Annotated in this window: 24 protein-coding genes; 8 read left to right on the forward strand and 16 right to left on the reverse strand. The window is 69.9% G+C overall.

Going from position 1 to position 26183, the window contains the following annotated elements; translation table 11 throughout:
* Positions 1-83 precede the first annotated feature (83 nt).
* Together ACZ7OO_RS06735 and ACZ7OO_RS06740 are read left to right on the forward strand one after the other, a co-directional pair.
* Entirely contained in the window at positions 84-278 is a 195-nt protein-coding gene (locus tag ACZ7OO_RS06735) for an antitoxin (RefSeq protein WP_352221315.1), read from the forward strand.
* 187 nt (positions 279-465) lie between these two features.
* Positions 466-666 (forward strand): hypothetical protein, encoded by a 201-nt coding sequence (locus tag ACZ7OO_RS06740; RefSeq protein ID WP_471502141.1) that lies wholly within the window; start codon positions 466-468, stop codon positions 664-666.
* Here the strand turns inward: ACZ7OO_RS06740 and ACZ7OO_RS06745 are convergent.
* The 5 genes from ACZ7OO_RS06745 to ACZ7OO_RS06765 all read right to left on the reverse strand — a co-directional run bounded on the left by ACZ7OO_RS06745 (position 621) and on the right by ACZ7OO_RS06765 (position 5936).
* Complete coding sequence (locus ACZ7OO_RS06745; protein WP_471502143.1) at positions 621-1484, reverse strand: lysophospholipid acyltransferase family protein; 864 nt, start codon at positions 1482-1484, stop codon at positions 621-623. The two genes, ACZ7OO_RS06740 and ACZ7OO_RS06745, sit on opposite strands and share 46 nt — an antisense overlap.
* Positions 1484-2257 carry a GNAT family N-acetyltransferase gene (locus ACZ7OO_RS06750; protein ID WP_471502145.1) on the reverse strand — a complete coding sequence of 258 codons (774 nt, stop codon included), beginning with the start codon at positions 2255-2257 and terminating at the stop codon, positions 1484-1486. Before ACZ7OO_RS06750 ends, ACZ7OO_RS06745 begins: the two co-directional genes overlap by 1 nt.
* 309 nt (positions 2258-2566) lie before the next feature.
* Entirely contained in the window at positions 2567-3316 is a 750-nt protein-coding gene (locus ACZ7OO_RS06755) for a succinate dehydrogenase/fumarate reductase iron-sulfur subunit (protein WP_352221311.1), read from the reverse strand.
* Positions 3313-5262, reverse strand: coding sequence for a fumarate reductase/succinate dehydrogenase flavoprotein subunit (locus tag ACZ7OO_RS06760; protein WP_471502147.1), 1950 nt, complete (start codon positions 5260-5262; stop codon positions 3313-3315). The genes ACZ7OO_RS06755 and ACZ7OO_RS06760 overlap by 4 nt, the downstream gene beginning before the upstream one ends.
* Before the next feature lie 2 nt (positions 5263-5264).
* Positions 5265-5936: a succinate dehydrogenase gene (locus tag ACZ7OO_RS06765; protein ID WP_471502366.1), complete on the reverse strand. Its 672-nt coding sequence runs from the start codon at positions 5934-5936 to the stop codon at positions 5265-5267.
* A 119-nt stretch (positions 5937-6055) separates the two neighbouring features.
* Between ACZ7OO_RS06765 and ACZ7OO_RS06770 the strand changes: the two genes are divergently transcribed.
* Positions 6056-6940, forward strand: a complete 885-nt coding sequence (locus ACZ7OO_RS06770) for a LysR family transcriptional regulator (protein WP_471502149.1) — start codon at positions 6056-6058, stop codon at positions 6938-6940.
* Positions 6941-7091: 151 nt separating this feature from the next.
* Here the strand turns inward: ACZ7OO_RS06770 and ACZ7OO_RS06775 are convergent, their stop codons facing one another.
* From ACZ7OO_RS06775 to ACZ7OO_RS06800, 6 genes are all read right to left on the reverse strand, one after another.
* The gene (locus tag ACZ7OO_RS06775; protein WP_471502151.1) at positions 7092-8009 is read right to left on the reverse strand and encodes a carbohydrate ABC transporter permease; all 918 of its coding nucleotides are present in this window, start codon (positions 8007-8009) and stop codon (positions 7092-7094) included.
* A complete protein-coding gene (locus ACZ7OO_RS06780) occupies positions 8006-8932 on the reverse strand; it encodes a carbohydrate ABC transporter permease (protein WP_471502153.1) in 927 nt (308 codons plus the stop codon). Before ACZ7OO_RS06780 ends, ACZ7OO_RS06775 begins: the two co-directional genes overlap by 4 nt.
* Complete coding sequence (locus tag ACZ7OO_RS06785) at positions 8929-10314, reverse strand: ABC transporter substrate-binding protein (protein ID WP_471502155.1); 1386 nt, start codon at positions 10312-10314, stop codon at positions 8929-8931. The genes ACZ7OO_RS06780 and ACZ7OO_RS06785 overlap by 4 nt, the downstream gene beginning before the upstream one ends.
* A gap of 25 nt (positions 10315-10339) precedes the next feature.
* Positions 10340-11437 (reverse strand): enolase C-terminal domain-like protein, encoded by a 1098-nt coding sequence (locus ACZ7OO_RS06790; RefSeq protein ID WP_471502157.1) that lies wholly within the window; start codon positions 11435-11437, stop codon positions 10340-10342.
* Positions 11438-11485: 48 nt separating this feature from the next.
* Positions 11486-14713 carry a discoidin domain-containing protein gene (locus tag ACZ7OO_RS06795; protein ID WP_471502159.1) on the reverse strand — a complete coding sequence of 1076 codons (3228 nt, stop codon included), beginning with the start codon at positions 14711-14713 and terminating at the stop codon, positions 11486-11488.
* A 177-nt stretch (positions 14714-14890) separates the two neighbouring features.
* Positions 14891-15718 carry a FadR/GntR family transcriptional regulator gene (locus ACZ7OO_RS06800; protein WP_471502161.1) on the reverse strand — a complete coding sequence of 276 codons (828 nt, stop codon included), beginning with the start codon at positions 15716-15718 and terminating at the stop codon, positions 14891-14893.
* A 245-nt stretch (positions 15719-15963) separates the two neighbouring features.
* Between ACZ7OO_RS06800 and ACZ7OO_RS06805 the strand changes: the two genes are divergently transcribed.
* Positions 15964-16287, forward strand: coding sequence for an L-rhamnose mutarotase (locus ACZ7OO_RS06805; protein WP_471502163.1), 324 nt, complete (start codon positions 15964-15966; stop codon positions 16285-16287).
* 22 nt (positions 16288-16309) lie between these two features.
* Here the strand turns inward: ACZ7OO_RS06805 and ACZ7OO_RS06810 are convergent, their stop codons facing one another.
* The 3 genes from ACZ7OO_RS06810 to ACZ7OO_RS06820 form a co-directional block, all read right to left on the reverse strand.
* Positions 16310-18454, reverse strand: a complete 2145-nt coding sequence (locus tag ACZ7OO_RS06810) for a putative bifunctional diguanylate cyclase/phosphodiesterase (RefSeq protein WP_471502165.1) — start codon at positions 18452-18454, stop codon at positions 16310-16312.
* Positions 18451-19263: an SAM-dependent methyltransferase gene (locus ACZ7OO_RS06815; protein WP_471502167.1), complete on the reverse strand. Its 813-nt coding sequence runs from the start codon at positions 19261-19263 to the stop codon at positions 18451-18453. The genes ACZ7OO_RS06810 and ACZ7OO_RS06815 overlap by 4 nt, the downstream gene beginning before the upstream one ends.
* Positions 19264-19547: 284 nt before the next feature.
* Complete coding sequence (locus ACZ7OO_RS06820) at positions 19548-20519, reverse strand: SCO0930 family lipoprotein (RefSeq protein ID WP_471502169.1); 972 nt, start codon at positions 20517-20519, stop codon at positions 19548-19550.
* 739 nt (positions 20520-21258) lie between these two features.
* On the opposite strand from ACZ7OO_RS06820, the gene ACZ7OO_RS06825 reads away from it, so the two are divergent.
* The 3 genes from ACZ7OO_RS06825 to ACZ7OO_RS06835 all read left to right on the forward strand — a co-directional run bounded on the left by ACZ7OO_RS06825 (position 21259) and on the right by ACZ7OO_RS06835 (position 23164).
* The gene (locus tag ACZ7OO_RS06825) at positions 21259-21387 is read left to right on the forward strand and encodes a hypothetical protein (RefSeq protein ID WP_352221304.1); all 129 of its coding nucleotides are present in this window, start codon (positions 21259-21261) and stop codon (positions 21385-21387) included.
* Between the two features lie 31 nt (positions 21388-21418).
* Positions 21419-22183 carry a bestrophin-like domain gene (locus ACZ7OO_RS06830; RefSeq protein WP_471502171.1) on the forward strand — a complete coding sequence of 255 codons (765 nt, stop codon included), beginning with the start codon at positions 21419-21421 and terminating at the stop codon, positions 22181-22183.
* A gap of 228 nt (positions 22184-22411) precedes the next feature.
* On the forward strand, positions 22412-23164 hold the full coding sequence (locus ACZ7OO_RS06835; protein ID WP_471502173.1) for a hypothetical protein: 753 nt from the start codon (positions 22412-22414) through the stop codon (positions 23162-23164).
* 79 nt (positions 23165-23243) lie between these two features.
* On the opposite strand, the gene ACZ7OO_RS06840 is transcribed toward ACZ7OO_RS06835, so the two are convergent.
* Positions 23244-24149: a hypothetical protein gene (locus ACZ7OO_RS06840; RefSeq protein ID WP_471502175.1), complete on the reverse strand. Its 906-nt coding sequence runs from the start codon at positions 24147-24149 to the stop codon at positions 23244-23246.
* A 335-nt stretch (positions 24150-24484) separates the two neighbouring features.
* Between ACZ7OO_RS06840 and ACZ7OO_RS06845 the strand changes: the two genes are divergently transcribed.
* Positions 24485-25168: a class F sortase gene (locus ACZ7OO_RS06845; protein ID WP_471502177.1), complete on the forward strand. Its 684-nt coding sequence runs from the start codon at positions 24485-24487 to the stop codon at positions 25166-25168.
* A gap of 55 nt (positions 25169-25223) precedes the next feature.
* Here the strand turns inward: ACZ7OO_RS06845 and ACZ7OO_RS06850 are convergent, their stop codons facing one another.
* Positions 25224-26057 (reverse strand): polysaccharide deacetylase family protein, encoded by an 834-nt coding sequence (locus tag ACZ7OO_RS06850; RefSeq protein WP_352221296.1) that lies wholly within the window; start codon positions 26055-26057, stop codon positions 25224-25226.
* Positions 26058-26183 lie beyond the last annotated feature (126 nt).

Raw genomic sequence — 26183 nt, forward strand, 5'->3', positions numbered from 1 at the left:
GCACGGGGACGCCCGCCGAGATGCGGACCGGTCCCGGGCCGGTGACGCTGGTGGGGAAGCCTCAACCAGCGAGGAGGGCTGCCATGTCCATGCTGGACAAGCTCAAGGGGATGCTCAAGGGCCACGAGGACCAGGCCAAACAGGGCGTCGAAAAGGGCGGCGACATGATCGACCAACGGACCGGGAACAAGTACCAGTCCCAGGTCGACATGGGCCAGAAAAGGGCCGACGACTACATCGAGCAGGAGCGGAACCGGAACAACCCGCCGCAGCCCTGACGAACCCCACGGGCCGGCTGGCTAGACTCGCAGGGTTTGTCCCTGCCCGGCGAGTCGCCCGTACGGAGCCCCCCGACATCCCCCGGGACCGGAGTTCGGGCGTATGCAGCTCGCATACGGCACCAGGACCGGCAGCGATGGCGGCCGGCCCTCAGGGGGCTCGCCCTCGAGGCAGCCCACCGGGCAGATGACAGGCCTGCCCACGGGGATGCCGACCGGTGGCCGGCCGGGCGGCGGCGGTGGCATGGGCGGTCCGGGCGGCACGCCGACCCAGCAGCACATCCACACCGTCATCCGCACGCAGCACATCCACACCGTCATCCGCACGCCAAACGGCGGCGACTACGGCGTCGACTTGCTCAAGCTCCACTTGGAGACCGACCACTGAGAGCCCAAGCCGGGGCTCACCAGAGCCGCGTGCGTCCAGGCCGGCTCGTGGGTCACCGGCTGGGCGGCGCGGGCGAGGGTGCGCCGGTCCGGGTGACTGCCGGCCGGTATCAGCGGCCGTATGTCCACCTCGGCCACCAGGCCACGGGTCGACACCACTCGCCACACGGAGGCCAGCAGGGTGTCCTCGCCGACGTAGGCGGGCACGGTGCTGGCCTCTCCCGCTTCCAGCCGGTAGTGGAGCCGCACCGGCTGCACCGGCGTACCAGCATCCAGGGCGGCCTGGAACACGGCCCGGCGGAAGCGGCCCTGCGCCCGGCCGCACCAGGTGCTGCCCTCCGGGAAGGCCACCACCGCGGCGCCCTCCCGCAGCGCACCGGCGATCCGGCCGACCGCGTCCGGCAGTGCGCGCAGCCGGTCCCGGTCGATGAACAGCGCTCCGGCGCCGGCCACCAGCGTGCCGGCCACCGGCCACTCGCGGATCTCCTTCTTGGCGAGCATCCGCGCGGGCCGTACGGCGGCCAGCAGCGGGATGTCCATCCAGGAGATGTGGTTGGCGACAAGGAGCACCCCACCGGTGCTCGGAGCACTGCCGGTGATCCGGATCCGGACCCCGGCGGCCCGGACAACCACCCGGGAGAACCGCCGCACCCACTCGGCGGGGACTTGCTCCCCGAGCGGTAGCAGCACGATCGCGACCAGCATCAGGGCCACGACCGCGGCGAACCGCAGCACCGCACGGGGCACGACCGTGAGGGACCTCGCGGACTCCACGCACGCGCCGGGGGTGCACGGCGCGCTGGGCAGCCAGACGCTCATCAGGCCGGGACGAGCGAGAGGAAGTGCCGCAGATAGCGCGCGTTGACCCGGCGCATCGACAGCAGGACGTACATGTCGGCGACCCCGAAGTCGGGGTCGTGCGCGGGCTCGCCGCACACCCACGCGCCGAGGCGCAGGTAGCCGCGGAGCAGCGCGGGCAGTTCCGCACGGCCCTCCGGGGCCGGCCCCTCGGGCACCCACGGGCGCAGCGGTCGTACCCGCAGCTCCTCCGGGGCGAGGTGCTTGGCCTGCACCCGCTCCCAGGTGGCGGCGGCGAGGGCGCCGCCGTCGGCGAGCGGGACGGAGCAGCAGCCGGCCAGCCACTCGTGGCCGCGGTCCACCATGTACCGGGCTATGCCGGCCCAGATGAGGCCGATCACGGCGCCGTCGCGGTGGGCGGCGTGCACACAGGAGCGGCCGACCTCGACCAGTCCGGGGCGGATGCCGGCGAGCGGGCTCAGGTCGAACTCGCCCTCGGAGTAGAGGCGGCCGGCGACCGCGGCGCGCTCGGGCGGCAGCAGTCGGTAGGTGCCGACGACCTCGCCGGTGAGGGCTTCCCGGATCAGGAGGTGGTCGCAGAACGCGTCGAAGGCGTCCACGTCCAGACCCGGTTCCGGCCCGTCGAGCCGGGCGCCCATCTCTCCGGCGAACACCTGGTGGCGCAGTCGCTGCGCGGCCCGGACGTCGTCCTCGTCACGGGCGAGCTGCACCAGATAGCCGGAGTCCCCGGATGGGGCGGCGAGAGCAGGGGGTGAGGCGGGCATGGCGGTCATGGAGGTCTCCTGCGCCGAGCGGAAGCTGAGGAAATCTGCACCTGCTTTCTTCCTTGGCAGGCTGGACTCGGCGTGACGTGCGCGGGACCCGGGGATGTGCGGCTGCTGAATGCCGGGAATCGGGGGGTGGCTCACCCTCGCGCGCGGCCTGATGGACGCGCTGAAGCAACGCTACCGTGACCCGGCCGGGCCGTTTCGCGCCCCTGGCGGGGTGGTTGGCGAACGGCGAGACGGGGCCGGGGAGCACCAGCCCCGGCCCCGCCCGTCCGCACTAGTCGGCGAACGTTCATTTACGCGCCTCCTACGGCGCTACCGCTTCCCAGCCTTCCGGGTGGCTCGCAACCACTCCTTGTTCATGCTCGTGATGGACACCAGCGGGATCCCCTTCGGGCAGGCCGTCGCGCACTCCCCCGTCAGCGTGCAGCCGCCGAAGCCCTCGTCGTCCATCTGCGCCACCATGTCCAGCACCCGCGTCTCCCGCTCGGGCGCCCCCTGGGGCAGCACGTTCAGATGGTTGATCTTGGCGGAGGTGAACAGCATCGCCGCCCCGTTGGGGCAGGCCGCCACACACGCCCCGCACCCGATGCACTCCGCGTGCTCGAACGCGAAGTCGGCGTCGGCCTTCGGCACCGCCGTGGCGTGCGCCTCCGGCGCGGACCCGGTCGGCGCGGTGATGTAACCGCCGGCCTGGATGATCCGGTCGAACGCGGTCCGGTCGACCACCAGGTCCTTGATCACCGGGAAGGCGGACGCCCGCCACGGCTCGATGTCGATCGTGTCGCCGTCCTTGAAGGACCGCATGTGCAGCTGGCAGGTGGTGGTCCGCTCCGGACCGTGCGCGTCCCCGTTGATCACCAGGGAACACGCGCCGCAGATCCCCTCACGGCAGTCGTGGTCGAAGGCGACCGGGTCCTCGCCCCGAAGGATGAGCTCCTCGTTGAGCGTGTCGAGCATCTCCAGGAACGACATGTCGGAGGAGATCCCGTCCACCTCGTACGTGGACATGGCGCCGTCGGCGTCGGCGTTGCGTTGCCGCCAGACGCGCAGGGTGAGCTTCATGCGTAGCTCCGCTGGGTGGGGTGTACGTACTCGAAGACCAGGTCTTCCTTGTGCAGCACCGGGGCGTCCCCGGTGCCGGTGAACTCCCAGGCGGCCGCGTAGGCGAACTCCTCGTCCTTGCGGGCGGCTTCGCCGTCCGGCGTCTGGGACTCCTCGCGGAAGTGACCGCCGCAGGACTCGGCGCGGTGCAGCGCGTCGAGGCACATCAGCTCGGCCAGCTCCAGGTAGTCGACGATGCGGTTGGCCTTCTCCAGGGACTGGTTGAACTCCGCACCGGTCCCAGGCACCTTGATGCGCCGCCAGAACTCCTCGCGAATCTGCGGGATCCGCTCGAGTGCCTTGCGCAGCCCCGTGTCCGTCCGGGCCATACCGCAGAACTCCCACATCAGCTCACCGAGTTCACGGTGGAAGGAGTCGGGCGTACGGTCGCCGTCGACGGACAGCAGCAGGTTCAGCCGGTCCTCCGTCTCGGCCAGCACCTCCTGTACGACGGGGTGTTCGACCGTCACCGCCTCCTGGTGGGGGTTGCGGGCGAGGTAGTCGTTGATGGTGGCCGGCAGTACGAAGTAGCCGTCGGCCAAGCCCTGCATCAGCGCACTCGCGCCGAGCCGGTTCGCGCCGTGGTCGGAGAAGTTGGCCTCGCCGACCGCGAACAGCCCGGGGACGGTGGTCTGCAGGTCGTAGTCGACCCACAGCCCGCCCATGGTGTAGTGCACGGCGGGATAGATCCGCATCGGCACCTGGTACGGATCCTCGTCGGTGATCCGCTGGTACATGTCGAAGAGGTTGCCGTACTTGGCCTCGACGGCTTTCCGCCCCATCCGCGCGATGGCGTCGGCGAAGTCGAGATAGACGCCCTGGCCGCCGGGCCCGACGCCCCGTCCCTCGTCGCAGACGTTCTTCGCTGCGCGCGAGGCGATGTCGCGGGGAACCAGGTTGCCGAAGGACGGGTAGATGCGCTCGAGGTAGTAGTCGCGCTCGTCCTCGGGGATCTGGTTCGCGGGCCGGGTGTCGCCCTTGGCCTTGGGCACCCAGATCCGTCCGTCGTTGCGCAGCGACTCGCTCATCAGCGTCAGCTTGGACTGGTGGTCGCCGGTGCGCGGGATGCAGGTGGGGTGGATCTGGGTGAAGCACGGGTTGGCGAAGTAGGCACCGCGCCGGTGCGCCCGCCAGACGGCGGTGGCGTTGGAGTTCATGGCGTTCGTCGACAGGTAGAAGACGTTGCCGTAACCACCGCTCGCCAGTACGACGGCGTCCGCGAAGTACGTGTCGATCTTGCCCGTGATCAGGTCCCGGGCCACGATCCCGCGCGCCCGCCCGTCAACCACGACCAGGTCGAGCATCTCGGTGCGCGGATGCATCTCCACGTTCCCGGCGGCGATCTGCCGGCTCAGCGCCTGGTAGGCGCCAAGGAGCAGCTGCTGCCCGGTTTGCCCACGGGCGTAGAACGTCCGCGAAACCTGCACACCGCCGAAGGACCGGGTGTCCAGCAGACCGCCGTACTCCCGTGCGAACGGGACGCCCTGCGCCACGCACTGGTCGATGATCTCGACGGAGATCTGCGCGAGCCGGTGGACGTTGGACTCGCGGGCCCGGAAGTCACCGCCCTTGACGGTGTCGTAGAACAGCCGGTGGATGGAGTCGCCGTCGTTGCGGTAGTTCTTCGCCGCGTTGATACCGCCCTGCGCGGCGATGGAGTGGGCGCGGCGCGGGGAGTCCTGGTAGCAGAACTGGACGACGTGGTAGCCCTGTTCGGCGAGGGTGGCACCGGCGGAGCCGCCGGCGAGGCCGGTGCCGACGACGATCACGGTGTGCTTGCGCCGGTTGGCGGGGTTGACCAGCTTGGCCTCGAAACGGCGCTTGTCCCAGCGTTCGTTGATCGGTCCGGAAGGGGCCTTGCCGTCGGCGACGGCTTCGCCGGTCGTGTAGTTGACATAGTCGGTCATGTTCAGCTCACCACTCCGGTCATAACACCCACGGGCACGGCGATGAAACCGGCCGTGAGCAGCAGCGCGAGGACGTCGGCCGTGGCCTTGAGGGCGCGGTCGCGGGTGCGGCTGCCGACGCCGAGGGTCTGGGCGGCGCTCCAGAAGCCGTGCCGGACGTGCAGGCCGAGCGCGAGCATCGCGACGATGTAGATCACGTTGCCGTACCAGGTGGAGAAGGTGTCCACGACGTTCTGGTACGGGTGGCCCTCCTGGAAGCCGCCGGAGTGCACGGTTCCGGTGGTCAGGTCGAGGATGTGCCAGACGATGAAGAGGGCGAGGATGATCCCGCCCCAGCGCATGGTGCGGGTCGCGTAGCTGGCCCGGGGCCTGCTGTGCACGTACTTGGTGGGGCGCGCCTTGATGTCACGGCGGCTGAGCTGATAGGCGGACGTGGCGTGGGCGACCACGGCGACGACCAGGACGATGCGGATGAGCCAGAGCGTCCACTCGTAGTGCATGAAGGGTTCGCCGATGGTGCGCAGCCAGTGGGCGTAATGGTTGAACTCGCCCGCCCCGAAGTAGATCTTCAGGTTGCCGATCATGTGCACGACCAGGTAGAGCAGCATGATCAGGCCGCTGACGGCCATCACGGTCTTCTTGCCGACGGAGCTGTCCCACATCGTGCGCGCCATGGACGGCCGTCGGTCCGTCCGCGTTGCCAGAGCCATGCTCAGGACGGTAGAGCCCGAGGATCCGATCGGTCCAAGACATGGTCCGGCTTGATTCCATAGCCAGACGCTATCGTGTCACCATGCAGTTCCAGCAGCTTCAGTACTTTGTCGCCGTCGCCGAGACCCGGCACTTCACCCGGGCCGCCGAGCTGGTCCATGTCGCCCAGCCCTCGCTGTCCCAGCAGATCAAGGCACTGGAGCGGGAGCTGGGGGCGGATCTGTTCCTGCGGGCCCGGGGCAACATCACGCTGACCGACGCCGGCGAGGCGCTGCTGCCGCTGGCCCGGCGAATCCTCGCGGACGCGGACACCGCCCGCCACGAGGTGCAGGAACTGGTGCAGCTGCGGAGCGGGCGGGTGCGGCTGGGGGCGACCCCGAGTCTGTGCACCGGGTTGCTGCCGGACGTGCTGCGTTCCTTCCACGACCGCTACCCGGGGATCCAGCTGCTGATCGAGGAGAGCGGCTCCCATGATCTCGTACGGGAGCTGGCGCGCGGGGCGCTGGATCTGGCGCTGATCGTGCTGCCGCTGCCACCGGCGTCACCCGCACTGACCACGGTCGAGCTGTTGCGGGAGGACCTGGTGGTGGTGTCCTCCCCCGAGGCGACGGTGCCCGGGCGGGGGCGGGGCGGGGTGAGGATCTCCGACCTGGAGGGGGAGCGGCTGGTGATGTTCCGGCACGGGTACGACCTGCGGGAGCTGACCGTCGCGGCGTGTCGCTCCGCCGGGTTCGAGCCGGGTTTCGCGGTTGAGGGGGGTGAGATGGACGCGGTGCTGGGGTTTGTACGGGCGGGGCTGGGGGTGGCCGTGGTGCCTCGGATGGTGGCCGCTCGGTCGGGACGGGGATTGCGGGTCACTCCGTTGGCTCGGCCGGGGTTGCATCGGACCATTGCGTTGGCTCACCGCAGTGATGTGGCTCCGCCTCGGGCGGCGCGGGAGCTGCAGAGGATGCTGCTGGAGAGGTGAGAGTGCCCATGGACGCCGTTCTGGTTGATCGCCGTTCGGGACTGCTGGCTCGCCGTGGCTGGTCGCGCCCACGCGGCCGAGCCGCATATTGATACGGCCCCGCGCCCCTGAAGGGGCGCTGCTGTAGCCCGAGCACCTTTCGATGCACCGCTCACTCCTTCGTCGATCCCGCCAGCATGCCTGACACCAAGGTGCGTTGAGAAAAGAGGAAAAGGACCAGCACCGGCAGGATCGCGATGATGATCGCCAGGGCCAGTTCGGGGATCGTGATGTTCAGGCCCGCGCCTGCCACCGGGTTGAACGACGGGGTGGAGGTGAGGAGTTGGTTGAGGCCTACCTGGACCGGGAACTCGTTGCTGTTCGGGAGGACGAGGTAGGGGAGGAAGAAGTTGTTCCAGTTGCCTACGAAGCTGAAGAAAGCGACCAGGCCGATCACCGGCTTCGCCAGCGGTAGGGCGATGCGGGCGAAGAGCTGCCATTCGGTGCAGCCGTCGATCCGTGCGGCCGACAGCAGGTCCCTGGGCAGGCTGCTGCCGAAGTAGATGTACGCGAGGTACACGCCGAACGGGTAGAAGGAGAAGGGCAGGATCACCGACCAGATGGTGCCGATGAGGTGGAAGCGGTTGAGTTCCAGGAAGACCGGCAGCACCAGGGTGGCCTGCGGCATGATCATGGTGACCAGGGTGATCACGAGGAGCGTCTTGCGGCCCCTGAACTTCGTCAGGGCCAGGGCGTAGCCGGCCGGGACGCTGACGGCGAGGGTGAGGACGAGCGAACCGCCGGAGTAGATCGCCGAGTTCTTCAGCCAGGTGAGCATCGCGCCGTCCTGGAAAGCGAAGAGATGGTGCCAGGCCGCACCGATCTGCCCGAACGATCCGAAGGACAAAGGATTGTCCCGGACCACCTCCCCCGCCGTCTTGGACGGGGCGAGCAGCAACCAGATCACCGGGAGGACGAAGAACACCAGCAGGAAGGCCAGCAGCAGGGCCACGACCAGGAAGGAAAGGGCTCGGGACGGCCGGACGACGCGCCGGGTCACCGCTGCCGGGGAGAGAGTTGATTGCGTCATGACTCATCCAACTTGAACAGGTTCGAGCGGGCGACCAGCAGACCCGCGGCCAGGACACCAACGGCGAGCAGGACGACGGAGACGGCGGCGGCGCCGTTGAAGTCGCCCTGCTGGAAGGCGTACACGTAGGCGAGCTGGTTGGGCGACCAGGTGGGGCTGACCCGGCCGAGGCTGGCCGTCTGGAGCAGTTGGGGCTCGACGAACAACTGGGTGCCGGTCGCGAACGCCATGATGGTCATGTAGACGACCCACTGCCGGATCATCGGGATCTGGATGTGCCAGGCGGTCCGCCAGGGGCCCGCGCCGTCCATTCGGGCGGCTTCGAGGACTTCGTCGGGGATGTTGTTGAGCGCCCCGTACATCACCACCATCCAGCCGCCCGCGCCGGTCCAGAAGGCGATGAGCATGAGGATCCACGGCAGGTTGGCGGGGGCGAGGACGGCCGCGAAGGTCTGCATGCCCATGCTCTTCAGCAGCCAGGACACCGGGCTGACGTCGGGATCCAGCATGAACAGCCAGACCAGGACGCTGGCCACGCCGGCGAGAGCGCCGGGGATGTAGTAGAGGAAGCGGAAGAGGGCGGAGGTGCCGGGGCGGACCCGACCGCGCAGGATCACCGCGACCAGGACGACCAGGACCACCAGGGCGGCCAGCCACAGCAGCAGGTAGATCAGCATGTGGGTGAAAGCGGGCCCGAAGCGGTAGTCCTGGACCACCTTGACGAACTGGTTCAGGCCGGTGAACTGGCCCCGGTCGTTGGTGAGGGCCAGGTAGAAGGAGTACGCGGTCGGGACGATGCCGAAGGCGAGCAGCAGCAGCGCGTAGCCGGCGACGAACCAGTAGCCCGCGCGGCCGCGGCGCCGCGGCGGGGTGCCGCGGCGCAACGGGGAGACGGCGACGCGCTCGGACTCCAGCAGGGTCACTGGTTCTCCACCTTGTATCCGTGTGCCTTCGCCTCGTTGCCGATCTCCTTCTGCCAGGCCGGTAGCGTGTCGGTCAGGCTCTTTCCTGCGGTCAGCGCGGGCAGGACGACACTGGACCAGGCGGTGGCGTCCGAGAACTTGGTGTTCGACCAGCCGGTCCACACCTCGTCGGCGGCCTGCTCGAACGCCTCGCTGACGTCGGCGGCGAAGTAGTCGCTGTTGGCGGGATTCTTCAGCCACGCCTGGGCCGCCTTGGTGTAGGCGGGGTAGGTGGGCGCGGACGCCTGGTTCTCGTCGGACGTGGTCAGCCAGGTGACCAGGTCCGTGGAGGCCTTGAGGTTGGCGCTGTGCGAGGACACCATCCAGACCCCGCCGCCGACGTTGCCGGTGGCCGCCTTGGTCTCCCCCGCCCAGGTCAGCGGGGGCGCCGCGGCGATCTGCCTGGCCGGGGTGTTGAAGGCCGCCTTGAAGAGGTACTGGCCGTACCAGGACGGTCCGTACGCCATCAGGACCTTGCCGCCGCTGTCCTTGGCGAAGCCCTGGCTGAAGAAGCCCTTGGTGGTGACGGCCTTGGCGTCGATCAGGTCGTCCAGGAGCCTGGCCGTGCGGGTGCAGTTCGGGTCCTGGAGGTCGGTGCGCAGGGTGTCCGGCTTCACCAGGTCGAACGCCGGGCACTGGCCGGACCAGAAGTACGACTCGTGGGAGTTGGTGTCACCGACCGAGCCGACGAGGTAGCCGGGGTGCTCCTTGGCCGCCTTCTTGCCGAGGGCCTCGTACTCCTCCCACGTGGTGGGGACCTGATAACCCCACTTGTCCATGAGGGACTTGTTGTACCAGAGGACGACCTGCGCGATGTCGTTGCGCAGGCAGTACGTGTGGCCGTTGAACTGGCAGGGTGTCAGAGAGCCCTTGGCGAAGCGGTCCAGCGTGGGTTGCGGGACGAGCTTGTCGTCCAGCGGGGCGGCGAACGGCTGCACGCCGGGCTTGGTCGGCTCCGAGGCCCAGGTGACGTCGGTGGGCGAGCCGAAGACCACGTCCGGCCAGCCGCTGCCGGTCCGGTCGAAGAGCTGCACCTTGGACTGCAGGTACGTCGAGCCGTCGGCGCCGCCGTCGTACGTGACGATGTCCATCTTCACGTCCGGGTGGGCCTTCTGGTACTTCTGCACCGACGGCAGGCGGGTGGAGTCCGTCCACACCGTGATCTGCGAGCCGTCCTTCTGCGTGGCCGGCTTGAACGTCGACTGGTCGGAGGAGGACTGGGCGGTGGTGTCGGCGCTGGCGCAGCCGGCCAGGAGTGCCGCGGTGGACAGGGCGAGGGCGGCGGCCGCCGTACGCAGAGCGGAGCGGCGTCGGCCCGCTCTCGGGGACTCGGAAGACCTCATCGTCTTGCCTTTCTGTTCTTGCCGGTCAGCGCGGCTGTTCGACGAACGGCAGGAGTTCGCTGCCGTAGCCGAAGTCGAGGGGAAGGGCGATGCCGGGTCCCGTGGGGGCGTGGACCAGGCCCTGGGCGTCCACGTGGCGTTCACGCACGACCGTCGTGGCAGTGACCAGGGACTCGTAGTAGGTGGTGTTGGAGATGGCCATGCACAGGTGGTGGTTGGGGATGTCCGAACCGTGCACCTCGGCGCGCAGCCGGTAGGCGTCGGCGAGGTGGGCGGTGCGCATGGCGCCGGTGATGCCACCCCGCAGGGTGGTGCCGGCCCGGACCCCGAAGGTGGCGGCGCCGGCCCGGATGAAGTCGGCGGAGTTCATGTGGGCCCCGTCGGAGGTCTCGGCGACCAGCAGCGGGACGTCGACCGCCGCGGCGAGCTGCCGGTACGCGGAGACGCTGAACTCGCGCATCGGCTCCTCGTACCAGAGGTAGTCGGCCTCGGAGAGGGCCCGCCCGAGGCGGATCGCGTCGGGCAGGTCGAAGCCGGCCGATCCGTCGTACATCAGGGGCACGTCCGGGCCGACGTGCTCCCGTAGGGCCAGGCAGAGGGCGGCGTCCCGGCGGGCGTCGCCCCAGGCGTGCAGTTTGATGCCCCGGTAGCCGAGGTCCAGGCACTGGTCGGCGACGTCGAGGAACTCCTCGGTGGTGGCGAACGTCGACGTCGAGGCGTAGGCGGGAATGGATTCGCGGAACCCGCCGAGCAGCCGCCAGACCGGCTGGCCGTGGTGGCGGCCGGCCAGGTCCCACAGGGCGATGTCGATCAGGCCCAGGGTGGGGAGCGGGAGTTCGTGAATACGGTCCAGCTCCCACACCCGGTGCCAGAGCCACTCCCGCTGGAACGGGTCGGCCCCGACCAGTTCCTCGCGGAAGACCCGGTCCACCAGCTCGGTGAGCGTGGTGAAGGCGCCCGGGCGGGCGAACAGGGCCACTCCCTCGGCCCCCTCATCCGTGCCGATGCGCAACACCGCGCCGTCGCCGACCGGAGCGCTGCCGTTCAGACCGTCCCGCCAGCGGAAGGGCGGGCTGGCCGCCGGAACGTCGATCCGGTGTACTTCGACATGGGTGATCTTCATCCTGGCTTTCGTCTCTGTGGGTGCGGGGACGGCTCTTCGGCTGACTGCTCAGAAGCCGCCGTACGCCTGGAGTTCGTAGACGCTGCCGCCGTTCCAGCTGGAGCCGGTGACGGTCAGTCGCAGATAGCGGGCGGTGACGGGCTCGTCGGCGAAGGAGTAGTTGGTCTGCGTGACGGTGTTGTCCGCGGTGTGGTCCTCGAAGGTCGACCAGTTCTCGCCGTCGGCGGAGTACTCCAGGCGGTACTGGTAGCCGCTCGCCTTCTCGAAGGTGGTGACCACGGCGGAGACGCTGGTGTCCTTGCCGAGGTCCACCTGGAGCCAGGACGGGTCGGGCAGGCCGAGGCCCTGCGCCCAGCGCGTCGACAGGTCACCGTCGACCGCCTTCGCGGGAACGTTTCCCTCCGAGTCGGAGGACGCCGTCGCCGTCTTGTCCAGGGCCAGGTCGTCGTCGGGCGGGGTGGTCACCTCGGCGGCCGGGCCGGGGTCGGAGCTGTTCAGCTCGGCGTCGCGGGCCACGACGGTGAAGGAGTACTTCGTCCCGGGCTTCAGGCCCGAGACCCGGTAGTTCGTGTCGCCGGTGACCCCGATCCGCGTGCCGTCCTGGTAGACGACGTAGCTGGTCACCCCGGTGTCGTCGGTGGCGGCGGGCCAGCTGACGTCCACCAGGCTGGGCAGCAGCGGCTTCACGGTGGGCTGTCCGGGGCTGGTGGGGGCCGTGTGGTCCGAGCCGGGGGCCCGGGCGGTGCCGTAGACCTGGAAGTCGTAGATGCTGCCGCCGTTGCCGCTGGAGCCGGTGACGGTCAGCCGTACGAAGCGGCCGGCCACCGGGGTGTCGGTGTGGGCGTAGTCGGTCTGCGCGGTGGTGTTGCCGGAGGTCTGGTCCGCGAGGGTCTGCCAGTGGACCTCGTCGGGCGAGACCTCGACGCGGTACTTGTAGCCGCTGCTCTTCTCGAAGGTGGTGATCGCGCCGCTCACGTCGTACGACGCCCCGAGGTCGACCTGGATCCAGGACGGGTCGGGCAGGCCGAGGCCCTGCGCCCAGCGCGTCGACAGGTCACCGTCGACCGCCTTCGCGGGCACGTTGCCCTCGGAGTCGGAGGACGCGGTGACCGGCTTCCTCAGCGCCAGGTCCGAGCCGTCGGGCATGGTGACCGTGAGGGACTGACTCGGCCTCGACTCGTTGCCGGCCGCGTCGCGGGCGGTGACGGTGAAGGTGTAGGTCTGTCCCGCCGTCAGACCGGAGAGGCGTACGGAGGTCCTACCGGAGGCGTTGACCAGCTTGCCGTCCTGGAAGACCGAGTATCCGGTGACCCCGATGTCGTCCGTGGCGGCGGTCCAGCTGAGGTCGGCGACGGTCGGGAAGTCGGCGACCGAGGTGAGGCCGCCGGGGGCGGCGGGCGCCTGGTGGTCGGTGACCGCGGGGCCCGGATCGAGATGCTGGTACGCCTTCTCCAGGCCGGCGTTGTTCACGATCGAGGCGGGCAGTTGGTCGCAGGACCCGACGGTGATGTTGCCGCCCACCTCGTTGTTCTGGCTCAGGTACTGGACGCTGAAGGCGGGTTGGGTCGTGTAGTTGCCCCGGGCCGTGTTGTCCTGGGCGTGGTTCATCAGCAGCCACTGGAAGGCGACGTCGCAGAACGCGTTGCCGGTGTTCTCCCAGTGCCGGCTGCCCTCGTCGTGGTAGACGGCGCCGTAGGCGGGGGCCGGGACGCCGTGGATGTAGTTGCCGGTGACCTTGCCGCCGGGGTCGCTGCTGAGCGTGTAGACCGCTCCGCCGTCGGCCTGCGACTTCATGATGTCGCTGATCTCGTTGTCGCTGACGACGTTGTCACGGCTGATGGTCGGGGTGTCGGAGACCGGGACACCCGCGTTGTTCGGGTAGGCGGAGTTGCCGCCCTGGTCGGTCAGGCCCCAGCCCCAGCCGACGGAGATGCCGCTGTAGGGCAGGTCGTGGACCTTGTTGTGGGTGATCAGCGTGGAGTCGGTGTAGCCGGCCAGGATGCCCAGCGAGCCGTTGTACTGGTCGGCGACCTTGGTGACCACGTTGTCATCGACCAGGGTGTCCTTCGTGATGTCACGGGGGTCGTCGGGGTGGGCGTCGCCCCAGGTGACTCCGCCGATCTGGATGCCGGTCGCGGCGATCTGGCGGAAGACGTTGCCGGTGATGGTGGTGTGCTGGGTGCCGGTGTTCAGGTTCAGGCCGACGGCGCCGAGGTGCGTGAAGGTGTTGCCGGTGAACTCGATGCCCTGGCCGTGGCTGACGTTGACGGCTCCGGGGGTCTTCTTCCAGTTCAGGCGTGTGGAGTCGAAGGTCGGGTTGTCGTCGCCGACCATCCGGAAGCCGGCCTGGCCCTCGATGAGCCCGTCGGCCGAACTCGGTTCGAGCCAGGTGGAGTAGGAGAAGGTGATGCCCTGGAAGGACACGTCGGCGACGGGTTGGTCACGGGTGCCGTTCAGGTCCACCAGGTCCTGCACGACGGGGACGGTGACGTCCGCGGTCTTCATGTTCTCGCCCTGCTCGGGCATGTAGTAGATCTCGCCGGCGCTCTTGTCCAGGTACCACTCCCCCGGGCTGTCCAGCAGCTCGCGTGCGTTCTCCAGCCAGGTCGGGTTCTGGATCTCCTGGCCCTGCTGGAGGTTGGCGTTGTGCCAGCACGGCTGCCGCATCGTCATCGTGGTGCCGGCGACCGACTCCACGGGGCAGCGCATCAGCTTCCAGCCCCAGGAGCTGACGACTTCGAGGTCCGCGGGGTGCTTGTAGGTGCTGATGCCGGTGTCGGTGAAGGTGTAGCCGGTGGCCGTCTTGCTGAAGCCGGAGGGGTTCTTCCCGCTGCGGGCGCGGGTCTTCGACTCGCCGTTGACATAGAGCTGACGGGTGTCGAGGCCGGTCAGCTTCGCCTTGTAGACCTTGCCGTCGGCGTCGGCCCTGGTCCAGCCGGTGACCTGCTTGCCGCCGCTGACCACCGGGTGCGCGCCGGGCGCGGCTTCGTAGACGACCCGCTGCCCGTCCCGGCCGGAGTCCTGGGCGGTGAGGGCGAAGGTACGGCTCAGCCGGTACGTGCCGGACAGCAGCCGGACGTGGATGTCGCCGTCAACCGTCTCCTTGGCCTTGCGGACGTAGTCCCGGGCGTGTTCCAGCGTCCTGAACGGGTGTTGCGCGGTGCCGCGGCCGGTGTCCTCGCCGGCCGGGGAGACGTAGACGGTGAGGCCGGACGGCCTGGCGGCGGCCCGGGCCGAGGTGACGGTCAGCGGGACCGCCGCCAGGGCAAGGGACACGGCGGCTACGAGGACTCTCGGCAGGGGCACGGCTCGGCCTCTGCGTTCAGACAGAAGAGACACGGAGATCCAATCGCCTGGGGGGATTTGGGGGCGCGGGAAACAGGTCGTCCGCCCGGTTCCTGGGGTGCCGGTCGGCGCGGTGCCTGTGCCGCGCGGCACAGGCACGCCGCCGGTCTACGACACCGACGTCTGCGGGGGCAGCCCGGAGTCCCCGGGACCGCTGTCCGCCGACGGCCGCGCCGGTGCCCCGGGGGCGGCGCGGTCGCCGAGGTTGAACAGCCGGTCGCGGATCTTCCGCTCGAACTGGCTCTGGGTGGTGGTGATGTGCTCCACCATCAACTCGCTCGCGAGATCGGCCTCCCCCGCGGCGACCGCCTCTGCGATGGCGAGGTGCTGCCGTGCGGCGACCTCTAGCGAGCCGGGGGCGTCGCCGTGGAAGAGCAGCACGTCGGACTGGGACGCGAGGCGCCGTACGCCGGCGACGCTCGACCGCAGGAACACGTTGTGCGAGGCCGCGCCCACCGCGTCGTGGAAGACCTCGTCGGCCCGGGCGAAGGCATGTCCGTCGTTCTGCTGGGCCGCCGTCAGGGAGTTCTGCGCGCCCTCCCGGACGGCGCGGACCTCGATGGGGGTGGCGAGGCCGGCGGCCCGGCGGGCCGTCTCCGACTCGATCACCGCGCGGTAGTCCAGCAGCATCAGCACGTCTTCCATGCTCGTCGGCCGGAAGTGCGACAGCTGTTCGTCCACCAGCCCGCCGGACACCTCCGCGACGAAGATGCCGGCACCCCGCCGCACGCTCAGCCGGCCGATGGCGGCGAGGACCTTGACGGCCTCACGCGTAACGTTGCGGGACGCTCCCAGGATCTCGGCCAGGCCCGCCTCCGTGGGGAGCCGGTCGCCCGGTCGCAGGTTCTGCTCGGCCATGTACTCCAGGAGTTGTTCGGCGACCAGTTCGTACCCCGGCCGGTAGGGACCGTCGGAGACCGGTGACGGATCGGCCACGGTGCACCCCCTCATCGATGCTCGGATTAATCAGATTCATCGGCGGTGGTCACTATGACATCCGTGTTACACGGAGGGAAGATGCCGGACAGAACTGGTTTCAAGTGCCAGATGAGGCAGGGGAATACCGCCCGTAGGTGACATCTCTCGTAACCATTGCGCGGGAAGGATCAGATCCTTATCGTCCTGCTCGTTGGATGAAACTGATTCTTCGCCGCTGTCCCTCAGGAAGGAAGGTGAGCCCGATGCAGCGCTTCGCCGCCGTCATCCGGTTGCGCCCGGAGAAGGAGTCGGAGTACCGCGCACTGCACGCCGCCGCGTGGCCGGGCGTGCTGGCGGCCCTCAAGCGTGCCCACATCGGCAACTACTCGATCTTCCTGCGGGACGGGCTGCTCTTCAGCTACCTGGAGTACTCGGGCAGCGACTACGCCGCCGACACCGAGGGGATCGCCGCCGACCCGGTGACACGCGACTGGTGGGCCCTGACCGACCCCTGCCAGCAGCCGCTGGAGACCGTGGCCGAGGGCGAGTGGTGGGCCCCCGCCGAGGAGGTCTTCCACCTCGACTGAGGGCCCACAGGACGCCGGGTCGTCAGCCCGTGGCGTCCACCAGCGCCAGGTCGTGCAGGCGCTCCGGTGGGCCCGGACGGGCGTAGTACCAGCCCTGGGCCGTGTCGCAGCCCAGTATCCGGAGTTGCTCCGCCTGGGCCCCCGTCTCCACGCCCTCCACCGTGACCGCCAGGTCCAGGCTGTGGGCCAGGGAGACGATGCCCTCCACGATCTTGAGGTCGACCGGGTCCGCCGGGAACTGCTGCATGCTCTGGGTGAAGGAGCGGTCCAGTTTGAGGATGCTCACCGGGAGGCGGCGGAGGTTGGCGAGGTTGGAGTAGCCCGTCCCGAAGTCGTCCAGGGCGATGTCGACGCCCATCTCGGCGAGGCGGCGCAGCGGTTTGAGGAGATCGTCGTCGGCGCCGATCAGGGCCGACTCGGTGACCTCCAGGCAGAGGGCCTCGGGGGCCACTCCGGTCCGCTCCAGGATGTCCACCGTGTCCTGGACCAGGCCGGGGTGGGTGAGCTGGCACGGGGACAGGTTGACGTTGATGCGCAGCGGGCCGGCGATGGTGTGCTCGCCGTAGCGTTCTCGCCATTCGCGGGCCTGGCGGATGGATTCCTCCAGGACCCAGCGGCCCAACGGGACGATCAGGCCGGTGTGTTCGGCGAGCGGGATGAACCGGTCGGGGCCGAGGACCCCGTGCTGCGGGTGCAGCCAGCGGACCAGGGCCTCCGCGCCGCGCACGCTGCCGTCGCCGAGATGGACCAGCGGCTGGTACTCGATGAAGAACTCGTTGCGGTCCAGGGCCGCGGGGAGCGCGGTGGTGAGGCCGTGCCGGGTGATGGCGCGGGCGTCGGCCTCCGGGTCGGCCAGTTCGGAACGGTTGCCGCCCGCCGACTTGGCCCGGTACATCGTGATGTCGGCGCTGCGCAGCACCTCGGCCGGGGTGCGCTCGCCCGCCGGTCCCTCGACGATGCCGATGGAGCCCCGGACCATGAGGTCGCGGCCGTCGATGCTGATCGGAGTGATGAGGGCGTTCATGATGCGGTCGGCCAGGTCGTCGACCTCGCGTTGGGTGGCCGGTCCGGTGGTCAGCGCCACGAACTCGTCGCCGCCGAGCCGGGCGACCATCTCGCCGGGCGCGGTCGCGCAGGACTGCAGCCGGTCGGCGACCTCCACCAGCAGCCGGTCGCCGGCCGAGTGGCCGAGGCTGTCGTTGACGGTCTTGAAGCCGTCCAGGTCGAGGTAGCACAGCCCGAAGCGCTGACCGTCACCGGCGGCCAGGGCCTTCTCCAGGCGCTCGAAGAACAGCGTGCGGTTGGGCAGGCCGGTGAGCGCGTCGTGGGTGGCCTCGTAGCGCAGCCGCAGATTGAGCAGCCGGCGCTCGGTGGTGTCCTCCATGAGGGCCAGCTGGTACTGCGGTTCGCCGTCGGCGTCCCGGAGCAGGGAGACGGTCAGGTTGGTCCACAGGACCGTTCCGTCGGAGCGGTTGAACGCCTTCTCGACGTGGTAGTGCTCGCGGTCTCCGCGCACCAGCTCCTCGTAGAGCCGCCAGGTCTGGGGCGCGTCCTCGGGATGCGCCCACTCCATGACCTTGCGGCCGCGCACGGCCTGCTCGGAGCCGCCGAACATCCGCAGCAGCGCACCGTTGACCTGGAGGACGTTGCCCTCCAGGTCGGCGATGCCGATTCCTATCGCCGCGCCCTCGAAGACGGCGCGGAAGCGGGCCTCGCTGGCGTGCAGCGCCTGCGCGACCACGCCCTGGGCCCGCAACGCGGCCTGCGCGATGGCCTCCTGCTCGGCCAGCGTGCGCTCGCGCAGCGCCTGGGCGAACCCGGCGGCCATCGCGTGCTGGATCCGCGAGGAACGCATCCGCAGCTCGTCCTGGGGGCCGTCCCCGCCGCAGTACAGGGCCAGATAGGCGTCGACGCAGTCGAGGGTGCGGGTGAGCGCCTCGGGGTCGGTGCAGTGCGCGTCGATCAGCGCGGCGCCCACCTGCCGGGCCTCCTCGGCCTCGAAGCCGTGCGCCAGCAGCACCTCGCACAACCGGCGGGCCAGCGGGAGGAGTTGCTCCTCGAACTCCGGCCGGGTCAGGGACGTCGAGGTCACCGGGAACACCGCCCGGCTCCAGATCGTCGCGAACCGGCGCAGTCTGTCCTCCGGGCCGTCCGGCTCCGCGATCACGCCGCGATCCCCACGCCGGCGAATCCGGAGAAGGCATACGGATCCTCGTCCTCCGGCACCGACTCCGGCCGCCAGTGCGGCATCGGCACCAGTCCGGGTTCCACCATGTCGTACCCCTCGAAGAACCTGGCGATCTCGTCGCGCGAGCGCATGATGAGCGGGTTGCGAATGTCCCTGTATACGTCCACCGCGCTCTCGGCCCGCTCGGGTGGCAGCGGGATTCCCTCGTACGAGGCATGGGTGAGGATCAGCAGGCTGCCGGGCGCGAGTGCCTCGCGCAGCTGTGCCACTGCCCCGTAGGGGTCGTCCGCGTCTTCCACGAAGTGCAGTATGGCAACGAGGAGCAAGGCCACTGGCCGATTCAGGTCGATGAGGCGCCCAACCTGAGGGCTCGACAGGATCTCCTGTGGCTTGCGGAGGTCCGCGGCGACCACGTCCGCCTCGTCGTTGCCCGTGAGCACGGTCTGGCTGTGGGCCACGGCCACCGGGTCGTGGTCGACATACACCACGTGTGCGCCGGGGTGCGCCGTCTGCGCCACCTCGTGGACGTTGCCGAAAGTGGGGATGCCGGAGCCGATGTCCAGGAACTGCTCGATGCCGGCGGCCACGGCGAAGCGGACGGCACGGCGCATGAAGGCGCGGTTGGCCTGCATGATCTTCGGCAGGCCCGGCATGTGCGTCATGGCCTTGCGGGCCGCTTCCCGGTCGACCTCGAAGTTGTGCGAACCGCCCAGGTAGTAGTCGTAGATACGCGAAACGCTCGGCACCGAGATGTCGATGCTCCGTGGGGCCCAGGCGGGACGCTCCATGTATCTCTCCAAGGCTGAGGCGATCCGGTGTTCGAGCAGAGGCTACTGATCGCCTGCGAACTGGGCGAGTGGAACCGGAAATTGACCATCCGTTCCCGGTCACCACCTGGGAATTCGGCGTGCGCTTTGGGGGTGTTCGGGCATTCCGCCGGTTGGGGGTGCGATGAACAGCACATGCGGGTGCGCCGGAAAGCACAGGAACCCGCCCCCTCCGTGCGGTCCGGAGGGGGCGGGTGGTCGAATGTGGACTCGGGTGGGGCGATCAGCCCTGGGGAGGTGGTCCCTTACTGGCTCGGCGCGCCGACCAGCTTTCCTTCGGGCGAGACGGCGTACCAAGTGCCGCCGACGCCCTGCCCGTTGGTGTCCCCGGCCTTCGAGTCACCGGAGAAGGTGTAGATCGGCCAGCAGTTGACCGTCATCTGCTTCTGGCCGTTGTCGGACCGGGTGAAGCCCATCAGGCCCTTCTTCTGGATGCCCTTGGTGTCGTTGGCGGCGACCTCCGCGACGGCCGGCCACTTCGCCAGGCAGTCTCCGGTGCAGTTCGAGACGGACTTGGGCCATGCCTTGTCCTTGATGAAGCGGTAGACCGTCATGCCGTTCTTGTCGACGACGATGTCACCGAGCTTGGCGTCCTTGCGGACGGACAGGCCGGGCAGGTCGGCCAGGGTGGCCTTCTTGCCGTCGGGGGCCAGCGCGAACCACTTGCCGCCCACACCCTGGCCGTTCACGTCACCGGCGTTGACGTCCTTGGCGTAGCGGTACACCGGCCAGCCGCCGACAGTCAGTTGCTTGGTGCCGTCGGTGCGGGTGACCTCGCCGAGCAGTGCCTTGTCGATGCCCTCGCCGGCCGCGGCGTCGCCGGCGGGCACCGGCGGCCAGGTGGTGGCGCAGTCGCCGTCGCAGTTCGACTTGGGGGGATTGGCGGTGTCCGCGTCGAATCGGTAGAGGGCGAGGCCGCTGCCGTCGGTCAGCACCTTGCCCAGATCCGGGTTGCTGGCAACGGTCAGCTTGCCCACGGGCTGGACCGTGGCCGGAGAACTGGAAGCCTGACTGCCGTCCGCGCCGTAACCGTTGCCCGCACCGGTGGAGGGGGTGGTCACACTGCCAACGCTGCCGACACCGGCCGGAGCCGTGGCACCCACGTTCTGGGCCGCCGAGGACGGAGTGGTCACATTGTCCTGACCACACCCCGTCGTCAACGCCAGCACGCCTGCGGCCGTGGCCACCAGAGAGGCGCTCCTCCAGGAGGTCTTCATCTTCAACTCCCCATAATCGCCTGGATATTGCAGCGCCTGTGCGCCGCCGCACGCCACCAGGTACGGATGCCGGGGGCCGAAGTGTTCAACAGCCGCACAAATTTCTTTCGGGACGCCGTACCCCCGGCCCGCGTCCCGCACGGGCATACGCTTCGAGCCAATCGCCGACCGATGTGATTCAAACCGGTTTACGGTACATATCCCCCGTTCGGGCCAATCCCTCCGCACTCCGGCGTGCGACGGCACCCGACGCCTCATGATCTCGGTCGTGCATGCACCCGAAGTGACCCGACTCGCGCCCGTCCCCCGAGTGTTGGCCTTGCTGACACTCACGTGGACCCTGGTGGGCTGCCCGGTCGGCACGGCGTCGGCCGACGCCTGCGCCTACGCCTCGACGGGCCCCGACGGCACTCACGCGGTGGCCGTGGCCGGCGGCTCCTGGCCCACTCCCCCACCCTGCCCGCCCCCCACACCGCCCCCTTGCCCCACACCGACGCCAACCCCCACTCCGACGCCCACGCCGACTCCGAGACCGACCCCCACCCCCAAACCCACACCAAAGCCCACCCCGAAACCACCGCCCCCCACCCCGCCGGCCCCGGCACCACCGCCGCCGCCCCGGCGGGCGCCGGCCCCGAAGCCGGCGCCCACCCCGCCACCGGCTCCCCAGCCCAAGCCGAGGCCGACGCCCACCCCGGCCCCGTCGCCGAAGCCCACCCCGCGGCCCTCACCGACCCCGGTGACCTACCCGCCGTACCGCATCCAGTCGACCGGCACGACGGCGCCGAACCGCACCTCTCCGGTCACCTATGTCCTGCTCATCGCCGTACCCGCCATCGTCGCCATCGCCGCGTTCCGCGCGCGCTGACGGCCGGCCCGCTCACTCCTGGAGGCTTCCGTTGCCGGATTGGCTTGTTCTCGTCCTCGCGATGCTCGCGGCCTGTGCCGTGGTGGTCATCATCACCCTCGTACGGCACAAGAGGGCGGCGGAGGACGAGGATCCCTCCGAGACGCCGGACGTCATCGAGTACATGACCATGTGGATCGGCGTCATCTACGCCATCGTCCTCGGTCTGGCGGTGGCCGGTGTGTGGGAGGCCCGCAGCGCCGCCCAGGACCATGTGCAGGCGGAGGCGCAGGCGCTGCACGAGATCTACGAACGGGTACGGGTGTATCCGCCCGACGCCCGTGACCGGATCCGGGCGGACGTCGAGGCCTACGCCCAGCAGGTCGTCGGCAAGGAGTGGAAGGAGATGGCGGATCACGGCCGTCTCACCCAGCAAGGCGCCGACCTGCTTGCGAAGATCCGCCAGGACGTCACCGACTACCAGCCGAAGAGCGACTTCCAGGCCCAGGCCTACCAGCCGCTGGTGGACCAGGTGGCCGCTCTCGACCAGTCACGCAGCGCCCGGGCCGACTCGACCGGGGCCACCATGCCGAACGTGGTGTGGTTCGGGCTGCTGACCGGAGCCGCGGTCACCATCGGCATGGTCTTCGCCCTGCAGATCAGGCGCACCCGGCGCGAGCTGATCCTGGCGGGGCTGTTCTCCGCGACGATCGCCTTCATGCTGTTCCTCATCTGGGACTTCGACGAGCCCTACAGCCGGGGCATCACAGCGACGGCGCTGCCCTTCCTGAACCTCTTCCCGCACATCAGGGGTTAGGTGACCCGAAAGCCGGAGGCACCCGGGGGACAACGCGTCACGCCACGCCGCGCATGTCCCCCGGGTGCCGTATCCACATCCCCCGGTCGGCCCGCTCGCCTCCCCCGTTCGCGCTACTGCGTTCGCGCGGGTGTACGGATGTTCCTAGCGTTCCGATCATCGAGGTGCGTTTCCGGCACGAGCGGAACAGATCCGCCGGCAGCTCCTCGGAGATCCGGAGGAACCACCATGCACGCCATACGCGTCGCTTCGGCCGCACTGCTCGGCGTCGGCGCCCTCGTCCTCGGCGCTCCGGCCGCCCTCACGGACGACGAGGGCGACGGGGGCCGTGACAGCGGCCAGCACACCTCCTTCGGCCTCCACGTCACGCCGTCCACCGTGTCGGCCGGCGGCCGGATCAGCCTGCAACTGAACCGCGCCGAAGGCTGCCGGGGCGCCGCGACGGTCAGCTCGGACGTGTTCGACACGGTCCGGATCCCGGAGGGACGGGACTCGGTGGCGGCCACGGTCCACCGGGACGCGAGAACACGGGCCTCGTACCGGGTGACCTTCGACTGCGACGGGACGAGGGGATCGACCCAACTCAGCATCGCGGCCGGCCAGTCGCAGGGGCATGGTGACGGCGGTACGGACGGCGACCGCACGGAGGGCCGGTCCGACGGCCACACCGACGGCCTTGCAGATGGCCACTCCGACGGACGCACGGACAGCGAGGCCGACGAACGCACAGACGGCCGTACCGACAGCGGTACGCACGACGTTGTCGACCGGCAATCGGACAGCGGCACCGGCGGGCGTGAGGAGCTCAACCCGCAGCCTCTCCCGCCCGAGCGGGGTGTGCGGGCAGGTGCGGGCGGCAGCGCCGGCGGGTTCGATCCGAAGGAGATCGGCCTCGGCGCCGCGCTCGTCGTGGGCTCGATAGGCACGGCGTACCACATCGCACGCCGACGGGCCGGCGAGGGCGGTACGGACGGTGCCTGATCGCCTCCCGGCTCGCCACCTGACCGCGCAGGTCTTCGCCCCGGCCCTGCGGGACCGGGGCGAAGACGGCCCGCACGGGTCAGAGCCGCTTCTCGTGCCGACGGCGCAGCCAGAACCCGCAGCCGGCGAGCACGGCCGCGCCCACCAGCCCACCGCCGATCGCCATGTCGGCCCGGGTGGCCCCACTGGAGACGCTGCCGCCGACGCCGCCCCGGACCCCACCGAGCACGAAGAACGCGGACGGCCGGGTCAGGGTCCGTCCGTCGCAGCGGACGGTCAGGTCGTACGGGCCGGGGCGGGCGTCCCGGTCGATGGTGGCGACACCGCGCGCCATGTCGCCGCCGAACGGGAACAGCTCGGTCGTCCGGAAGGCACGGGAGGTCATGACACCGCGGCGGCAGCCGTCGACGGTGACGGTGAGGCGGGCGCCGCTCGTGATCGCTCTGGGCTGGGCGACGATGTTGCGCACCCCGTTGCCCCGGCCGCCGAATCCGTCGTCGAAGCGCCCGTCGTCCCCTCGGCCGCCGAATCCGTCGTCGAACCCGTCATCGCCACGTCCGCCGCCGAACCCCTCACCACCACGTCCGCCGCCGAACCCCTCACCACCACGTCCGCCGCCGAACCCCTCACCACCACGTCCGCCGCCGAACCCCTCACCACCACGCCCGTCACCGCCCCGCCCACCGAAGCCGTCCCCGCCTCGGCCGCCGAAGCCGTCCCTGCCCCGGCCGATTCCGCCTACGCCGTACCCGGGGACGACGACTCCGGGGACCGCGACGCCTGGGGCGACACCGACTCCGGGGGCGACACCGACGCCGGGGGCGACGCCGGTCCCGGGAGCGACGCCCACCCCGCCGACGACCGGGGCTTGGGTGTTGGCCGGGCCGCCGCCGTTGCCCATGCCGTCCGCGACGGCCATGGGGGCGGCGGCTCCGAGCACGGCGACCACCGTGCACGCTGCCGCGAGGGCACGTGAGTTTCGCATCTCTTCCTCCGCGGAAGGCGCCCCGGGAACCGTCCCCGGTCGATCGGCGAGAAAGCACCTCCCGAACAGACCCTCAGATGTATTGAACACGCCCGCATTTCGAGAATGGTCCGTCCTGGTGAGTGGACACGCCGAGCGAAAAGCACACAATCGGATATTGCTGCAGGTCACGGACCGTCAGAAAAATCCTGAGAACGGCAACTCGGATGGCGCACCGGAATACGCCCGGGCCACCCGTTCGCCCGTGGCCCCGTCGCCGCTCGCGCGCGCGGGACTTAGCGTTTTCCCATAGGCGATACGGAGATCGCAGCGGCCGCGTCGAGAGGGGATGGCGAATGTCTGCGTCCGAACTTTCCGAGCTGGCCGAAGAGGCCGAAGAGGAGGAGCGGCGGCGCAAGCGTGCCCCCTGGGGCGTGATAGCGCTTGTTCTGCTGACCGGTCTGGCGCTCATCCGGAACGGTTCCGGGGAGTTCGACGTCGGTCCGCCGCAGCCGGCCTCGGCCGCCGCCCCGGACACCCGTAGCGCGCTCCCGGACACCTTCGCCACCGCGCCCGACGCACTGCCGTACGCGGCGGCGGACCGGATCAGGATCCCCGCTATCCGGGTCGACGCGCCCGTGATGCCGGTGGGGCTGGACGCGGACGGCTGGGTCGCCGCGCCGCCGCCGGACGATCCGAATCTGGCCGGCTGGTTCACCGGGGGCGTCTCGCCCGGCGAGAAGGGCACGTCCGTGATCGTCGGTCATGTCGACAACTCCAAGGGCCCCGCGGTGTTCTACGGACTCGGTTCCCTGAAGAAGGGAAACCGGGTCGAGATCGAGCGCACCGACGGAAAGACCGCGGTGTTCGAGATCTACGGCATCGAGGTCTTCGCGAAGGCCGACTTCCCCGGCGACCGGGTCTACGGTTCCAAGGGCACACCGGAGTTGCGGGTCATCACCTGCGGCGGCGGTTTCTCGAAGCAGAACGGTTACGACGGGAACGTCGTGGTCTTCGCCCGCCTGGTCGAGGCCCGCTGAGGCGGCCCCGGCCGGGCGGGCGAACGCCCGTTCGCGGCGACGGGCCGAACCCAATTCAGGTCCGGCGGCGCGGCACCGTCAGGTGGTATCCGTTGTCCAGCAGATAGGGCAGATACTCGCGCAGGGCCTGGACGCTCTGCGAGCGGTCGCCCCCGGCGTCGTGGGAGAGGACCACGACGCCGGGGGCGGCGCCCTTCTCGATCGTGTCGACGATGGTGCGGGTGCCCGGGGTCGTCCAGTCGGTACTGTCGACGGTCCACGCCATGGGCTCCATCCCCATCTCGGCGCCGAGTTGGAAGGCCGCGCGGTTCCATGCACCGTAGGGGGCGCGGAACCACTGGGGGCGTTCGCCGTAGGTGTCCTCGATGGCGTCACTGGTGCTCTCCATCTCGTCGCGGATCTCCCGGCGCTTCATGGTGGTCAGCAGCGGATGCGTCCAGGTGTGGTTGCCCACCACATGGCCCGCGGCGGCCATGCGCGCCACCAGCTCCCGGTTCTGGACGATGCATTCCCCGCACAGGAAGAACATCGCGCGCACGTCGTACTTGGCGAGGGTGTCCAGGATGTGCGGGGTGTAGGCCGGGTTCGGCCCGTCGTCGAAGGTGAGCATCATGCGCCTGCCTCGTCCGGAGATCTGCAGGATGGGTTCCTTGCGGACCTTGAGCTTGCGCGGCTCGGTGGGCGGCGGGCCGTAGCCGGTGAGCGGCTGGAGCCGGAAGGCGGAGGACTTGAGCGTCTGGCGGGCCGGCGGGCCGGCGGCCGGGGCGACTGTGCCCGCCGCCTCCTCGCCGTCGCTCGCCAGCACGATTCCCGCGGTACCCGCGGCCCCGAGAGCGGCGGCACCGGCGAGCAGCAGCCGGCGCCGGGTGAACAACTGATCCTTCTGCATGACTCATCAGTCGCCCGGCCGGGCTTGGGCGCACCACTAAGACACCGGTGCGGCGGCGCGAAAACACCCGCACGGACCAGCGAACGGAGGTTTCGGAAAGAATGGGTCAAGTACCCGGAAACGATG

It is taken from the genome of Streptomyces sp. NPDC111744 (assembly GCF_055634995.1).

Coding starts and splice junctions, on each gene's coding strand:
- ACZ7OO_RS06735 (WP_352221315.1), top strand. CDS start 84: ATGTCCATGCTGGACAAGCTCAAGGGGATGCTCAAGGGCCACGAGGAC.
- ACZ7OO_RS06740 (WP_471502141.1), top strand. CDS start 466: ATGACAGGCCTGCCCACGGGGATGCCGACCGGTGGCCGGCCGGGCGGC.
- ACZ7OO_RS06745 (WP_471502143.1), bottom strand. CDS start 1,484: ATGAGCGTCTGGCTGCCCAGCGCGCCGTGCACCCCCGGCGCGTGCGTG.
- ACZ7OO_RS06750 (WP_471502145.1), bottom strand. CDS start 2,257: ATGACCGCCATGCCCGCCTCACCCCCTGCTCTCGCCGCCCCATCCGGG.
- ACZ7OO_RS06755 (WP_352221311.1), bottom strand. CDS start 3,316: ATGAAGCTCACCCTGCGCGTCTGGCGGCAACGCAACGCCGACGCCGAC.
- ACZ7OO_RS06760 (WP_471502147.1), bottom strand. CDS start 5,262: ATGACCGACTATGTCAACTACACGACCGGCGAAGCCGTCGCCGACGGC.
- ACZ7OO_RS06765 (WP_471502366.1), bottom strand. CDS start 5,936: ATGGCGCGCACGATGTGGGACAGCTCCGTCGGCAAGAAGACCGTGATG.
- ACZ7OO_RS06770 (WP_471502149.1), top strand. CDS start 6,056: ATGCAGTTCCAGCAGCTTCAGTACTTTGTCGCCGTCGCCGAGACCCGG.
- ACZ7OO_RS06775 (WP_471502151.1), bottom strand. CDS start 8,009: ATGACGCAATCAACTCTCTCCCCGGCAGCGGTGACCCGGCGCGTCGTC.
- ACZ7OO_RS06785 (WP_471502155.1), bottom strand. CDS start 10,314: ATGAGGTCTTCCGAGTCCCCGAGAGCGGGCCGACGCCGCTCCGCTCTG.
- ACZ7OO_RS06790 (WP_471502157.1), bottom strand. CDS start 11,437: ATGAAGATCACCCATGTCGAAGTACACCGGATCGACGTTCCGGCGGCC.
- ACZ7OO_RS06805 (WP_471502163.1), top strand. CDS start 15,964: ATGCAGCGCTTCGCCGCCGTCATCCGGTTGCGCCCGGAGAAGGAGTCG.
- ACZ7OO_RS06815 (WP_471502167.1), bottom strand. CDS start 19,263: ATGGAGCGTCCCGCCTGGGCCCCACGGAGCATCGACATCTCGGTGCCG.
- ACZ7OO_RS06820 (WP_471502169.1), bottom strand. CDS start 20,519: ATGAAGACCTCCTGGAGGAGCGCCTCTCTGGTGGCCACGGCCGCAGGC.
- ACZ7OO_RS06835 (WP_471502173.1), top strand. CDS start 22,412: ATGCACGCCATACGCGTCGCTTCGGCCGCACTGCTCGGCGTCGGCGCC.
- ACZ7OO_RS06840 (WP_471502175.1), bottom strand. CDS start 24,149: ATGCGAAACTCACGTGCCCTCGCGGCAGCGTGCACGGTGGTCGCCGTG.
- ACZ7OO_RS06845 (WP_471502177.1), top strand. CDS start 24,485: ATGTCTGCGTCCGAACTTTCCGAGCTGGCCGAAGAGGCCGAAGAGGAG.
- ACZ7OO_RS06850 (WP_352221296.1), bottom strand. CDS start 26,057: ATGCAGAAGGATCAGTTGTTCACCCGGCGCCGGCTGCTGCTCGCCGGT.